The sequence below is a fragment of the Streptomyces montanisoli genome, assembly GCF_017813245.1.
Classification (GTDB): domain Bacteria; phylum Actinomycetota; class Actinomycetes; order Streptomycetales; family Streptomycetaceae; genus Streptomyces; species Streptomyces montanisoli.
The window spans coordinates 1-12,615 of sequence record NZ_JAGIQL010000064.1 but is presented as its reverse complement, the minus strand read 5'-3'; the positions used below and the strand labels follow the sequence as shown (position 1 = coordinate 12,615).

Below are 12,615 nucleotides of genomic sequence, written 5' to 3'. Positions count from 1 at the left end.
CGTCAAGAGACTTCATGTCGAGGCACCAATTACACTGACCGTCATGGAGGACGAGGTCGACCGACTGGTCGCAGCATGGCGCCGGGAGCGCCCCGACCTCGACGTGGAACCGCTCGAGGTGCTCAGCCGCGTGTCCAGGCTCGCCCGGCACCTGGACCGCGCACGCCGGCTCGCGTTCACCGAGCACGGCCTCGAACCGTGGGAGTTCGACGTGCTGACCTCCCTGAGGCGCGCGGGCGCGCCCTACCAGCTCTCCCCGGGCCAGCTGCTCACGCAGACCCTCGTCACGTCGGGCACGATGACCAACCGCATCGACAGGCTCACGAAGAAGGGCCTCGTCGAGCGGCTGCCCGACCCCAACGACCGGCGCGGCGTGCTCGTCCGGCTCACCCGCGAGGGGCAGGACCGCGCCGACCAGTCGCTGGCCGGGCTGCTCGACCAGGAGCGCGCGCTCCTGGCCGAGCTCTCGCGCGCGCAGCGGGCGGAGCTCGCGGGCCTGCTACGCCAGCTGACCGCCCCGTTCGACAACGTCCCCGGGCCCGGATAGCTCGGCGGGGCCGACGCCGGCCCTGCGCGCCAGCGCCACGGCGGCGAGCGTGGAGTGCACGCCGAGCTTGCCGAGCACGTTCTGCATGTGCGTGCGTACGGTGTGCGGCGAGAGGAACAGCCGCTCGGCGACGGCCTTGCGGCCGAGGCCCGCGACCATGCAGCGCAGCACCTCGCGCTCGCGCGGCGTCAGCGACTCGACCAGGCGCTCGCTCTCCGTGCGGTGCTTGCGCGCCGCCGTCAGCTCCTTGAGGACGCCCGTGAGGAGCGCGGGCGGCAGGTGCGTCTCGTCCCGCAGGACGCCCCTGACGACGGCGAGCAGCCGCTGCAGCGAGCAATCCTTGGCGACCCAGCCGGACGCGCCCGCCTGGAGCGCGAGCGCGGCGCGGCGCGGGTCGTCGCGCTCGGCGAGCACGACGGTGCGGACGGAGGGACGCGACGTCCTGACGCCCGCGACGAGCGAGAGCCCGTCCACGAACACCAGCTCGCCCGCGGGCTCCTGAAGGCCCCGGGCGGCGGCCTTCGCGCCGCCGGCGACGGCCGTGGCGGTCGCGGCGGTGGCCGTCGCGGCCGTGGCCGTGGCCGTCGCGTACGGCCCCGCGTACGAGCGGCCGGCGTGGCCGGACGCGGGTCTGGCCCGGGCGGCCGGGACGGCCGCGCCGAGATCCGCGTCGACCAGCATCACGTCGAAACGGCGGCCCTCGGCCGCCGCCCGTTCGAGACAGCGCAGGGCGGCCGGGCCGCTGCCCGCGGCCGCCACCTCGACGTCGGGCTCGGCCGCGAGCGCGGCGGCGAGCGATTCTGCGAAGATCCGGTGGTCGTCGACCACCAATACCCTGATGCGTACCACTGAAGGACACCCCCATAAGGCGGGGAGCGAAAGCGACGACGGCGCGGCGCCCGGCACGCGGGTCCGCCGGTCCTCGGTGCGGCCGCCGCCGTCCGAGACCGCCGACCCACCCCGGGCGTCACGCCCGACCGACTTCACCCCTGATCAGCACCGGCCCCCACCGGTGCTGGACATCAGGGTACGGCTGAGGGCCGCGAGCGGAAGGGAAAACGCAGAACTGGCCGATCTCCGTGCTTACGGCCTGGGGCGCAATAGAGAGTGGATCAGCGAGCGGCGTCCTGCGGCTTCGCATCCAAGGCGGAGGAGGGAGTCGACGCGGAGCGTCGGCGACTGACGACAACGCCGGAGGCGGACCGCAGGGCGTCGGGAGCCCGCTCTCTATTGCGCCCCAGGTCGTTAGTGTGGGGCGTATGTTCCGAATGGAGACGAAGGCCGACAGGGACCGGCACGTGCTGCTCCGGGAGCGCCTGCGCGAGACGAACACCCAGCGCTCCCCGACCCTCAGGGCGCTGCGTGGCACACCGCAGGAGGACGAAGTGCCCCTGCACATCTGGCTGTCGGAGGAAGCCACGGGGGTGTTCGCGGGCGGCCTAGCGGGCCGGACCTGGGCGCGCTGGCTCCACGTGGACCTGCTGTGGGTGGAGGGCCGCCACCGCGGCGCCCGCCTCGGCGCGCGACTACTCGCGGAGGCGGAACGCGTCGCACGCGAGGAGCGCGGCTGCGCGCGCAGCCGGGTGGAGACGTGGGACTTCCAGGCCCCGGGGTTCTACGTCAAGCAGGGCTACGAGGTGGTGGCGAGGATCGAGGACTACCCGCCGGGCATCACGGAGTACACGCTGGTGAAGCGGCTGGCATGAGCAGACAGCAGCGCCACGCCCGCGCGTCGCGTCGGGCGCGACCCGGGGCTGCTCACCGGCCCGGGGTCGGCACGCCGGCCCGGCGGCGGAGGTCGTCACCGTAACCCTGGGCAGCGCCGACGGCGTTGGGGCCGTGGCGGCGCCACCGAGGAGCCCACGCGCGGCGTCAGCGCAGGCGGTGGACCCCCTGTGACGGGGTCGCCTCGAAGATTCTCGGGGCCGTGAACGACGCCTCGGCGAAGGCCGCTTCGACGGCCTTCGTCACCTGCGTGGCGTCCGCCTCCTCGATCAGGACGACCGCGGAACCGCCGAAGCCGCCGCCCGTCATCCGTGCGCCGAGCGCACCCGCGGCAACCGCCGAGCTCACCGCGAGGTCCAACTCCGGGCAGGAGACCCGCAGGTCGTCGCGGAGCGAGACGTGCCCGTCGAGGAGGATGCGGCCCGTAGCGCGGATGTCGCCGGCGTCGAGGAGCGCGATGGCGCGTTCGACGCGCGCGTCGTCGCTCACCACGTGGCGCACGTAGCGGACGACGTTCTCGGGCTGCCCCGCCGCCTCCAGGCGGGCGAGGGCGTCAGGGAGTTGCTCGTACGGCTGGTCGCGCAGCGCCCGCAGGCCGAGCGCACGCGCGCCGGCCTCGCAGCCCGCGCGGCGCTCGGCGTAGGCGCCGTCGCCGAGGGCGTGCTTGACCTGGGTGTCCACGACGAGCAGGCGCAGGCCCCGCGACACGAGGTCGAAGGGGACCTGGCGCTGCGTGAGGTCCCTGGCGTCCAGGTACAGGGCGTGGCCCTCCTGGCAGCACGCGGACGCCATCTGGTCCATGATCCCGCAGGGGACGCCGACGAAGTCGTTCTCCGCGCGCTGGGCGATCACGGCGAGTTCGGCCTCGGGCAGGCCGAGGCCGAAGAGGTCGCTGAGCGCCTTCGCCGTGGCCACTTCGAGCGCCGCGGACGACGAGAGGCCCGCGCCGGTCGGCACCGTCGACGTGACGTGGATGTCGGCGCCGGTGACGGCGTGCCCCGCCTCCCGCAGCGCCCACACGACGCCCGCGGGGTAGGCGGCCCAGCCGCCGGACCCGGAGCTCGGGGTGAGGCCGGCGATGTCCAGCCGGACCACGCCGTCGGGCGCGTCGGCCGAGTGCACGCGCAGGACGCCGTCGGTGCGGCGCGAGACGGCGGCGACCGTCGTGTGCGGCAGCGCGAGCGGCATCACGAAGCCGTCGTTGAAGTCGGTGTACTCGCCTATCAGGTTCACGCGGCCGGGCGCCGCCCAGACGCCCTCGGGCTCCGCCCCGTACAGCCGCCCGAACTCCTCGGCGGCCGTCTGCACGGCCGCCGTCGCGGGCGTCGCCGCCGCTGCCGTCGCGGCCGTTTCGCCGTTCGTCACGCGTTCCTCCGTGTGAAGTTCCATGCGTCCTCGACGATGCCCGCGAGGTCGGCGCGTGCAGGTGTCCAGCCGAGGCGTTCGTGGGCGGTGCGCGCGGACGCGACGAGTACCGCGGGGTCCCCGGCCCGCCGCTCTGCGGCCACCTCGGGGATCGGGTGGCCCGTCACCTTGCGGACCGTGTCGATGACCTCGCGCACGGAGAACCCGTTGCCGTTGCCGAGGTTGCACACCAGGTGCTCGCCCGACACGGCCGCGGCCAGCGCGGCGAGGTGCGCCTCGGCCAGGTCGGCGACGTGGATGTAGTCGCGCACGCACGTGCCGTCGGGCGTCGGGTAGTCGTCCCCGTACACCGAGATGGTCTCGCGGGTGCCGAGGGCGACCTGGAGCACGAGCGGGATGAGGTGCGACTCGGGGTCGTGCCGCTCCCCCGCCGCCCCGTACGCGCCGGCGACGTTGAAGTAGCGCAGGGACACGGCGGCGAGGCCGTGGGCGGCGCACTCGCTCGCGATCATGTGGTCGACAGCGAGCTTCGTGGCCCCGTACGGGTTGGTGGGCGCGGTCGGGTCGGTCTCGGTGATGGGGGTGGAGACAGGCTCGCCGTAGGTGGCGGCGGTGGACGAGAAGACGAGCCGCCGCACGCCGGCGCCGCGCATGGCCGCGAGGAGCGCCATGGAGCCGCCGACGTTGTTCTCCCAGTACTTCTCGGGCTTGACGACGGACTCGCCGACCTGCGAGGACGCGGCGAAGTGCAGCACCGCGTCGTACGAGCCGTCCAGCCATTCGGCGGCGTCCTGGACGCGGCCCTCGACGAACTCGGCGCCCTCGGGGACGCCTTCGCGAAAGCCGGTGGAGAGGTCGTCGAGCACGGTCACCCGGTGGCCGGCCTCCAGCAGGTGCGTCGCGACGACGCTCCCCACATAGCCGGCGCCGCCCGTGACCAGGTACTTCTCGGCGCTCACTCGCTCGCCACCTCTCGCAGTCGCCGCGCCGCCGCCTCCGGCGGCACGTCGTTGATGAACACGCCCATGCCGGATTCGGAACCGGCGAGGTACTTCAGCTTGTCGGACGTGCGGCGGATCGTGAAAAGTTCCAGGTGGAGGGCGTACTCGTCGCGCCCCGGCGCGCGGAACGGCGCCTGGTGCCAGGCGGAGATGTACGGCGTGCGCGGGTGGTCGGGGCCGAAGAGCCGGTCGAAGCGGCGCAGCAGTTCCAGGTAGACGGCGGGGAACTCGGCCCTGGCGCCGTCGTCGAGGGAGCGCAGGTCCGCGGTGCGGTGGGCCGGGTAGAGGTGGACCTCGTAGGGCCAGTGCGCCGCGTACGGGACGAAGGCGGTCCAGTGCTCGGTCGCCAGGACGATCCGCTCGCCGTCGGCCTGCTCGCGGGCGACCACGTCCTCGAACAGGTTGCGGCCCGTGGCGGCGCGGTGGTCGGCGGCGGAGCGCAGCATCAGCGAGGTGCGGGGTGTGACGAAGGGGTACGCGTAGATCTGGCCGTGCGGGTGGGCGAGGGTGACGCCGATCTCGGCGCCCCGGTTCTCGAACGGGAAGACCTGTGCGACCTGCGGGAGTTCGGCGAGTTCGGCGGTCCGGTCGGTCCACACGTCGAGGACGAGCGCGGCCTGGTCCTCGCTGAGATCGGCGAAGGACGCGTCGTGGTCGGAGGTGAAGCAGACGACCTCGCAGCGCCCCGAGTCGCCCGACAGGGAGGGGAAACGGTTCTCGAAGACGACGACGTCGTAGTCGGAGTCGGGGATCTCGGTGTGCCGGCCGTCGCGCGAGGGGTCGAGGGGGCACTCGTCGGCGGGCGGGTGGTAGGTGCGGTCCTGGCGGTGCGAGGCGATGGCGACGGCGTCGCCGAGCAGCACGTCCTGCCGGACCTGCGACGACGTGGCGACCTGCCCGAGCGGGCGCTCGTCGGCGGCGTCGCGCACGGCGTCGTCGCGGCGGTCGTAGTAGATGAGCTCACGGCCGTCGGCGAGCGTGGTCACCGTCTTCTTCATGGTCTCTCCTGCTCGGTGTGCGACGGACCTCGCACGCAACACATACCAACATAATCGCACACATGGAAACCCTGATGGACCAGCGGCGTCAAGGGAGAACACACAATTCGCGCGACATTCGCGCGACTAATCCGATCACGAACCAACAAACAACGTCACCTTGTTGCTGGCGCAGGAGCGTCCGGGCGGTACCGGGGAAGCAGTGGACACCACGCTGCGGCGGCCGCGCGGGCCGGGCAGGCCGGAAAGGCCGGGCACCCCGCGGCGGCCGGCGGCCGTGTCCCTCGGCCCGGCGTCGCGGCGGGTTACGCGCGGCGCTCGTCGAGCGGGAGCGGGTCCGCGCGGTCCAGCAGGCCCGTGCGTGCGGCGAGCGCCGCCGCCTCGAGGCGGGAGCCGACGTTCAGCTTCATCAGCACGCGCTGCACGTGCGTGCGCGCCGTGGAGGGCGCGATGCCCATGCCCGCCGCTATCGCCCGGGTGTCCTCGCCCTCCGCGACCCTGACCAACACCTCGACCTCGCGGGGCGTCAGCATCGCGAGCAGCCGCCTGCCCTCGTCGTCGGGCGGCGCCACCGGGTTGAGCAGCTCCGCGAACGCGGCACGCAGCAGCTCGGGCGCCACCGCGCTCTCCCCCGCGCGCGCCTTCACCATCGCCCGCTCGACGCCCTCGATGCGCTCGTCGTGGCGCACGTACCCCGACGCCCCAGCGGCGAACGCGGCCGCGATGCCGCGCGGGCTGGGCACGGGCCCGAGCACGACCACCGCCACCTGCGGGCGGTCACGCTTGATGCGGACGATCGGCTCGAACGCGCCCGGCTCGGCGGGCGCGGCCGTGCCCATCAGGCACACCTCGGGCGCCCTGCTCACGACGAGCTCCGCGGCGCCCGCCGTGGGCGCCGCGGACGCGAGCACCCGGTGCCCGCGCAGCTTCAGCGCCGAGGCCAGCGCCTCCGCCAGCAACCGGTGATCATCGATCACCATCAGCCGCACGCCCATCGACATCCCCCATCCCAGCCACAGCGGCCTGGGTCCCCCGGTTCCCTGACCCGGCAAGCTACACGGTAGCCCGGCGAAGCGCGCCCCCTACCGGGGGAAAGCCCCCCGGATTGTCGACCCGCCGCCGACCGGCGGGCCGCCGCGGCCCCCGACCGGCGGGCCGCCGCGGGCCGCTCAGCGCGTCGAGAATGCCATCACCAGCGGGCGGCCGGAGTCCTGCGCGTCCAGCGGCTTGTCCACGAACACCGCGGACAGGAACAGCCGCCCGTCCGCGTACCGCACCTCCGTGCCGTTGCTCGCGAAGCTGTTCTCGTCCTCGATGGTGGCCCGGTCGGACGGGTTGCGCAGCAGCGTCGTCTGCTTGAACGACGAGCCGTCGACGGAGACGATCCGGCCGCCCTTGTCGTACGGGCCGGTCTTGTAGGCGATCAGGTTCGGCCCGTCCATGCGCAGCAGCCGCGCCGTCCACCCGTTGCCCGCGTCGGCGCGCTGCGCGGTGCTCTTGCCGGTGGCGAGGTCGAAGGAGACGATCTCGTTCGTCCGGTCCATCGCCTTGCCGTCGCCCGCATCGTGCTCGGCGGTCGGCAGGTAGAGCTTGCCGTTGCCGGCGAGGACGTTCGTGCAGTTCTCCATGGCTTCCTCGCACCGGGCCGCGTACGTGTCGCCCGAGGCGGAGATCTTCGCCTTCAGCTTCCCGGTCCTCGCGTCGAGCGAGAAGAAGTCGGAGATGCCGCCCGACCCGGTGTCGCCGACGTCGGCGGCGACGACCAGCGGGTCGGTCGAGACGGCGTGCACGTCCTGGACGCCCGGCGGCATCTTGTACGAGGACAGTGTGGCGCCGGTCTTCGGGTTGATGTTCTCGACGGTGATCTGCGCGTCGTCGCCGAACCCGCACTGGCGCGAGGCCACGAGCAGCGCGCCGCCCGCGTACCCGGCGTCGTGGCAGTCGGTGGTGGACGCCTTCGGCTTCCAGCGGACCTCGCCCGTCGCCAGGTCGAACCCGGCGCCGCCCGAGGTGCCGGCCGCGGCGACGGTGTTCCCGGTCTGGGTGACGCCGTCGAACCGGATATTCGTGTCGCCGCCGGGGACCTTGACCGTCTTGCTCCACAGCAGCCGCCCCGCCGACAGGTCGACCACGCCGACCCGGGTGCACGCCTCGGGAGCGCTGTTCTTGGTCCGCTTGGCGCCGTCGAAGACCACGGCGGCCTTGCCGTCGTCGCTGACGTGCGGGCTCGCCGCGCACACGTCACCGGGCAGCGGGACGGACCACTGCTGGGTGCCGCTGTCCGGGTCGTAGCCGACGATGCCGGCCAGACCCGACTTCGCGTACACCTTGTCCGTGAGCCAGGACCCGTACACGCTGTGCAGGTCGGTCGCCTTCGGCATGGCCACCTTGAACGCCACCTTCGCGTGGACGTCCGCCGGTGCCTTCTCCTTCGCCGCGGCCGACCCGCCGGCCGCGTGCGCCGATCCGCCGGCGGGGCTCTTCGCGGGGTGGCCCGCGCCCCTGTCGTCGCTGCCGCCTCCGCTCCTGGAGAACCAGACACCGGCGGCGAGGATCAGCACCACGGCGACGGTCGCGGCGACGATCATCCGCAGCTCCGTCCTGGTGAGCCCGCGACCGCCGCCCGTGCCGCCGCCGCCCGCCGGGGGCTGCTGCGGCTGCTGGTAGGTGCCGGCGGGCGCCGGGTAGCCGTAGCCGGCGGGCGGGCCGTACGCCTGGGGCTGCCCGCCGGGGTGGCCGTAGCCGGGCGCGCTCTGGGGATATCCGTACAGCGGATTCTGCGGCGGGGCCTGCGGGTTCGGCGGAGTCCCCGGGGTCTGCGGGGCGCCGAACCCGCCTGCGGGCGGCTGGTTCGGGGGCGTGGGCGGCTGAGGTGGCTGCGTCATGACGTTCGTCCTCGGTCGGTCGGGGAGCTGCGGCTCGATGGATGCGGGTGACGTGACGCCTCGTCAGTCGCCGAACGCCATCATCGTCAGGTACGTCGAGCCCGGCACCTGGTGGCCGGCCGTCGTGACCGAGTACCCGGTGACGAAGAACCTGCCGTTCACGTAGTCGTACGAGGGCGAGAAGAACCCGGTGTTCTCGTCGTACGCGGCGGAGTCCGGGTGCTTCTGCACCGGCTTGAACGCGCCGCCGCCCGGGGCGAGCGAGGCGACCATGCCGGGCTTCTCGTACGTCGCCTCCTCGTACACGAGGGCGCCGCCGCCGTCACGCCGCTGGAACGGGGAGACCACGCGTCCGGACGGCGCGGGCGCCTTCCACTTCTGCTTCCCGGTGGCGAGGTCGAAGGCGACGACCGCGTTGGCCGGGGAGCCGCTGTCGGCGGGTGCCGTCGCCATGTAGAGCGTGTTCGCGTCGACGGCCACGCCGCCGCAGTTCTGCAGGTAACCGTCGTCGATGCCGAGGCCGTCCCCGCAGTGCGGGGCGAACTTGTCCGAGCCGCCGTGCATCGTGGCGCGCTCGGTGCCGTCCGCGTTGAACGAGGCGATGGACCACGTCTTCTTGTCGTCGTCCTTGAAGGACACGACGAGCGGATCGGTCGAGTAGACCTTGTCGACGGCATAGCCCGTCTTGGGACGGAACGTCCACTGCGCCTTGCCCGTGACCGGGTCGAGCCGCTGGATCCGCTGCTTCGCCGGGGAATCGACCCCGGCCACCGGGCAGTTCTCCGCGGCGATCATGACCGGGCCGCCGGTGACGGCGTACGGCGGGCAGTCCCCGGCGATCTTGTCGAAGAGCGGCTTGCCGTCGCTGACGCGGTACGCGTTCGTCCCGCTGCTGCGTGACACGGCCACCGTGCCGCCGCTGATCGACATGTTGAAGTTCAGGCCGATGTCGAACAGGCCGTTCTTGCCGACCGCCTTGCCCCAGCCGCCCTTGCCCGTCTTGAGGTCGATCTCCCTGAGCTGGTCGCACTGGGCCGTCTCGGCGGCGCTGTCCTGGTAGGCGATGACGATCTTGCCGTCGGCGGTGGGCGCCGAGGGCGCGCCGCAGACGGCCTGCGGCATCGTGAGCGACCAGACCTGCTTGCCGGTGGCCGCCGAGTAGCCGGTGACCTTCTTGTAGAGGGCGGTGACGACGGTGTCGCCGACGAACCACGGCCCGTAGACGGTGTTGTGGGCCTCGGGCACGTCCTTGCCCGGCTTCTGCGTCCACAGGACCTTGGCCTCGCCGGGCTTGCGCCCCCGGTTCGGGTCGTCGCTCGGCTTGGAGCGGCCGTCACCGTCGCCGTCGCCCTTGCCGTCGCCCTCGAAGACGCCGCCGGACGGGCTCGCCGTGACGCTGCCCGCGGGAGTGGCGTGCGCGACGGGCTTCGCGTCCCCGCCGGTGCCGAACGCGAGCCAGCCGGCGCCGCCGAGGACGAGTACGGCCGCGGCGGCCGCGGCGATGACGAGCAGCGGCCTCCCCTTGAACGGGTTGCGCCCGCCGCCCGCTCCGTTGGCGCCCGGTCCGTTCGGGCCACCGGGGGCGCCCCACGGCTGGGACGGTGCGCCGGGGTAGGGGTACTGCTGCTGCCCGTACGGGCCCTGCTGCTGCGCATACGGGTTGGGCTGCGCGTACGGGTTGGGCTGCGGCTGCCCGTAGGGGCCGGGCTGCGGCCCGTAGGGGCCGGGGGCCGCGTTGTAGGGGCCCGGCTGCCGCGGGTCCTGCGGCGGGTACCCGTACGCGGCGGACACGGGTGGCGCGGCGGGCGCGGACGGAGTCGCGGGCGCGGGTGGAACGGAGGGCGGCGCGGGCGGCGCAGGAGGCGGCGCGGGTGCGGCGCCCTTCGGTTCGTTTCCCGGATCTTCCTGCGGTGGTCGCTGACCAGGCGGCTGAGTCATCAGCGCACTTTCCCCCTATGTACCGTCGCCGGCTGCGGCGAGCGGGCCTTCTTTCTACCACCACCGCCGAAGGGGGGCTCGGGGCGTGTGCCTGCCTGTTCCCAAGGGAGAACCGCCCTGTGATGGCGCTGTTACGCCCTCACAGGGCATCAGGACGCAGGGGGTGCGCGGGCGCCGCACGCGGCGGCGCGGCGCCCCTACTGCGCGCTCTCCGCGACCTCCAGCCAGCGCGTCTCCAACTCCTCGCGCTCGCTGACGAGTTCGCGCAGCTCGGCGTCGAGCGTCGCGACCTTCTCGAAGTCCGTCGCGTTGTCCGCGATCTGCTGGTGCAGGACGGACTCGCGGTCGGAGATCTTGTCGAGGCGCCGCTCCACGCGCTGGAGTTCCTTCTTCGCGGCGCGGCTGTCCTTCGCGGAGACGGCCCCGGCCGCGGGCGCCGCGCTCGCCGCGGCGGCGGCCGGTGCGCGCTCCGCGAGGCGGGCCTCCTCGATGCGGTGGCGGCGCTCCAGGAACTCGTCGATGCCGCGGGGCAGCATGCGCAGGGTCCTGTCGCCGAGCAGGGCCATCACGTTGTCGGTGGTGCGCTCGATGAAGAACCGGTCGTGGGAGATGACGACGAGCGTGCCGGGCCAGCCGTCGAGCAGGTCCTCCAGCTGGGTCAGGGTCTCGATGTCGAGGTCGTTGGTCGGCTCGTCGAGAAAGAGGACGTTGGGCTCGTCCATCAGCAGCCGCAGCAGCTGGAGCCTGCGCCGCTCGCCGCCCGACAGGTCGCCGACGGGCGTCCACTGCTTCTCCTTGGAGAAGCCGAACTGCTCGCACAGCTGGCCCGCGGTCATCTCGCGTCCCTTGCCGAGGTCGACGCGGTCGCGCACCTGCTGGACGGCCTCCAGCACCCGCAGCGCCGGCGGGAGTTCGGCGACGTCCTGCGACAGGTACGCGAGGCGCACCGTGCGGCCGGTCTTGATCCTGCCCGCGGCGGGCTGGACGTCGCCGTCGCTGCGCGCGGCCTCGGCGAGCGCGCGCAGCAGGGACGTCTTGCCCGCGCCGTTCACGCCGACGAGTCCGACCCGGTCGCCGGGGCCGAGCTGCCAGGTCAGGTGCGTGAGCAGGACCTTGGGTCCTGCCTCGATCGTCACGTCCTCCAGGTCGAAGACGGTCTTGCCGAGGCGGGCGTTCGCGAACCGCATCAGCTCGGAGGTGTCGCGCGGGGGCGGAACGTCCGAGATCAGCTCGTTGGCCGCCTCGATGCGGAAGCGCGGCTTCGACGTGCGGGCGGGGGCGCCGCGGCGCAGCCATGCGAGCTCCTTGCGCACGAGGTTGCGCCGCTTGACCTCCTCGGTCGCGGCGATGCGCTCGCGCTCGGCGCGGGCGAAGACGTAGTCGGAGTAGCCGCCCTCGTACTCGTGGACGACGCCGCTCTGCACGTCCCACATGCGGGTGCAGACCTGGTCGAGGAACCAGCGGTCGTGGGTGACGACGACGAGCGCGGAGCGCCGGGCGGCGAGGTGGCTCGCGAGCCAGGCGATGCCCTCGACGTCGAGGTGGTTGGTGGGCTCGTCGAGGACGATCAGGTCCTGCTCGGCGATGAGGAGCTTGGCGAGCGCGATGCGGCGGCGCTCGCCGCCGGACAGCGGCGCGATGACGGTGTCGAGGCCCTGCGGGAAGCCGGGCAGGTCGAGGCCGCCGAACAGGCCGGTGAGCACGTCGCGGATCTTGGCGTTGCCCGCCCACTCGTGGTCGGCGAGGTCGCCGATGACCTCGTGCCTGACGGTGGCCGCGGGGTCGAGCGAGTCGTGCTGGGTGAGCACGCCGAGCCGCAGCCCACCGCTCTGCGTGACGCGCCCGGTGTCCGGCTCCTCCAGCTTGGTCAGCAGCCGGACGAGGGTGGTCTTGCCGTCCCCGTTGCGGCCCACGACGCCGATCCGGTCGCCTTCGGAGACGCCGAGGGAGACGCCGTCGAGCAGGGCACGGGTCCCGTACACCTTGGTGACCGACTCGACATTGACCAGATTGACGGCCATTTCACTCCAGACAGGGGGACGGATCGCCGTCCCAGCGTAGTCGCCCGGTGAAACCCGGCGGCCCCGCCGGGTTTCACCGGGCCGCGGGCGCGCGCGGGCGCGCGACCAGGGCATCGCGGGGGCGGCGGGTCCGTT

10 protein-coding genes are annotated in these 12,615 nt (G+C 73.3%); 2 read left to right on the top strand and 8 right to left on the bottom strand.

Going from position 1 to position 12,615, the window contains the following annotated elements:
* The first annotated feature begins 43 nt into the window (after nt 1-43).
* The gene (locus JFN87_RS17015) at nt 44-547 is read left to right on the top strand and encodes a MarR family winged helix-turn-helix transcriptional regulator (RefSeq protein ID WP_209340935.1); all 504 of its coding nucleotides are present in this window, start codon (nt 44-46) and stop codon (nt 545-547) included.
* Here the strand turns inward: JFN87_RS17015 and JFN87_RS17010 are convergent.
* A complete protein-coding gene (locus tag JFN87_RS17010; protein WP_307865487.1) occupies nt 500-1,396 on the bottom strand; it encodes a LuxR C-terminal-related transcriptional regulator in 897 nt (298 codons plus the stop codon). The genes JFN87_RS17015 and JFN87_RS17010 overlap by 48 nt on opposite strands.
* Before the next feature lie 410 nt (nt 1,397-1,806).
* Between JFN87_RS17010 and JFN87_RS17005 the strand changes: the two genes are divergently transcribed.
* Nucleotides 1,807-2,253 carry a GNAT family N-acetyltransferase gene (locus JFN87_RS17005; protein WP_209340934.1) on the top strand — a complete coding sequence of 149 codons (447 nt, stop codon included), beginning with the start codon at nt 1,807-1,809 and terminating at the stop codon, nt 2,251-2,253.
* Between the two features lie 166 nt (nt 2,254-2,419).
* Here the strand turns inward: JFN87_RS17005 and galK are convergent, their stop codons facing one another.
* From galK to JFN87_RS16970, 7 genes are all read right to left on the bottom strand, one after another.
* Nucleotides 2,420-3,661: a galactokinase gene (galK, locus tag JFN87_RS17000; protein WP_209340933.1), complete on the bottom strand. Its 1,242-nt coding sequence runs from the start codon at nt 3,659-3,661 to the stop codon at nt 2,420-2,422.
* Nucleotides 3,634-4,596: a UDP-glucose 4-epimerase GalE gene (gene galE, locus JFN87_RS16995; protein ID WP_209340932.1), complete on the bottom strand. Its 963-nt coding sequence runs from the start codon at nt 4,594-4,596 to the stop codon at nt 3,634-3,636. The genes galK and galE overlap by 28 nt, the downstream gene beginning before the upstream one ends.
* Nucleotides 4,593-5,636: a galactose-1-phosphate uridylyltransferase gene (gene galT, locus JFN87_RS16990; protein ID WP_209340931.1), complete on the bottom strand. Its 1,044-nt coding sequence runs from the start codon at nt 5,634-5,636 to the stop codon at nt 4,593-4,595. The genes galE and galT overlap by 4 nt, the downstream gene beginning before the upstream one ends.
* A gap of 305 nt (nt 5,637-5,941) precedes the next feature.
* Nucleotides 5,942-6,631, bottom strand: a complete 690-nt coding sequence (locus tag JFN87_RS16985) for a helix-turn-helix transcriptional regulator (protein WP_209340956.1) — start codon at nt 6,629-6,631, stop codon at nt 5,942-5,944.
* Nucleotides 6,632-6,805: 174 nt separating this feature from the next.
* Nucleotides 6,806-8,521 carry an outer membrane protein assembly factor BamB family protein gene (locus JFN87_RS16980; RefSeq protein ID WP_209340930.1) on the bottom strand — a complete coding sequence of 572 codons (1,716 nt, stop codon included), beginning with the start codon at nt 8,519-8,521 and terminating at the stop codon, nt 6,806-6,808.
* Between the two features lie 63 nt (nt 8,522-8,584).
* Nucleotides 8,585-10,312, bottom strand: a complete 1,728-nt coding sequence (locus JFN87_RS16975) for an outer membrane protein assembly factor BamB family protein (RefSeq protein ID WP_307865486.1) — start codon at nt 10,310-10,312, stop codon at nt 8,585-8,587.
* 344 nt (nt 10,313-10,656) lie between these two features.
* Nucleotides 10,657-12,480 carry an ABC-F family ATP-binding cassette domain-containing protein gene (locus tag JFN87_RS16970; RefSeq protein ID WP_209340928.1) on the bottom strand — a complete coding sequence of 608 codons (1,824 nt, stop codon included), beginning with the start codon at nt 12,478-12,480 and terminating at the stop codon, nt 10,657-10,659.
* Between the last annotated feature and the right edge of the window lie 135 nt (nt 12,481-12,615).

Excerpts from the sequence above, each read along its gene's own strand:
- JFN87_RS16985 (WP_209340956.1), bottom strand. The coding sequence starts at position 6,631 with ATGGGCGTGCGGCTGATGGTGATCGATGATCACCGGTTGCTGGCGGAG.
- JFN87_RS16980 (WP_209340930.1), bottom strand. The coding sequence starts at position 8,521 with ATGACGCAGCCACCTCAGCCGCCCACGCCCCCGAACCAGCCGCCCGCA.
- JFN87_RS16970 (WP_209340928.1), bottom strand. The coding sequence starts at position 12,480 with ATGGCCGTCAATCTGGTCAATGTCGAGTCGGTCACCAAGGTGTACGGG.
- galK (WP_209340933.1), bottom strand. The coding sequence starts at position 3,661 with ATGGAACTTCACACGGAGGAACGCGTGACGAACGGCGAAACGGCCGCG.
- JFN87_RS17005 (WP_209340934.1), top strand. The coding sequence starts at position 1,807 with ATGTTCCGAATGGAGACGAAGGCCGACAGGGACCGGCACGTGCTGCTC.
- JFN87_RS17015 (WP_209340935.1), top strand. The coding sequence starts at position 44 with ATGGAGGACGAGGTCGACCGACTGGTCGCAGCATGGCGCCGGGAGCGC.
- galT (WP_209340931.1), bottom strand. The coding sequence starts at position 5,636 with ATGAAGAAGACGGTGACCACGCTCGCCGACGGCCGTGAGCTCATCTAC.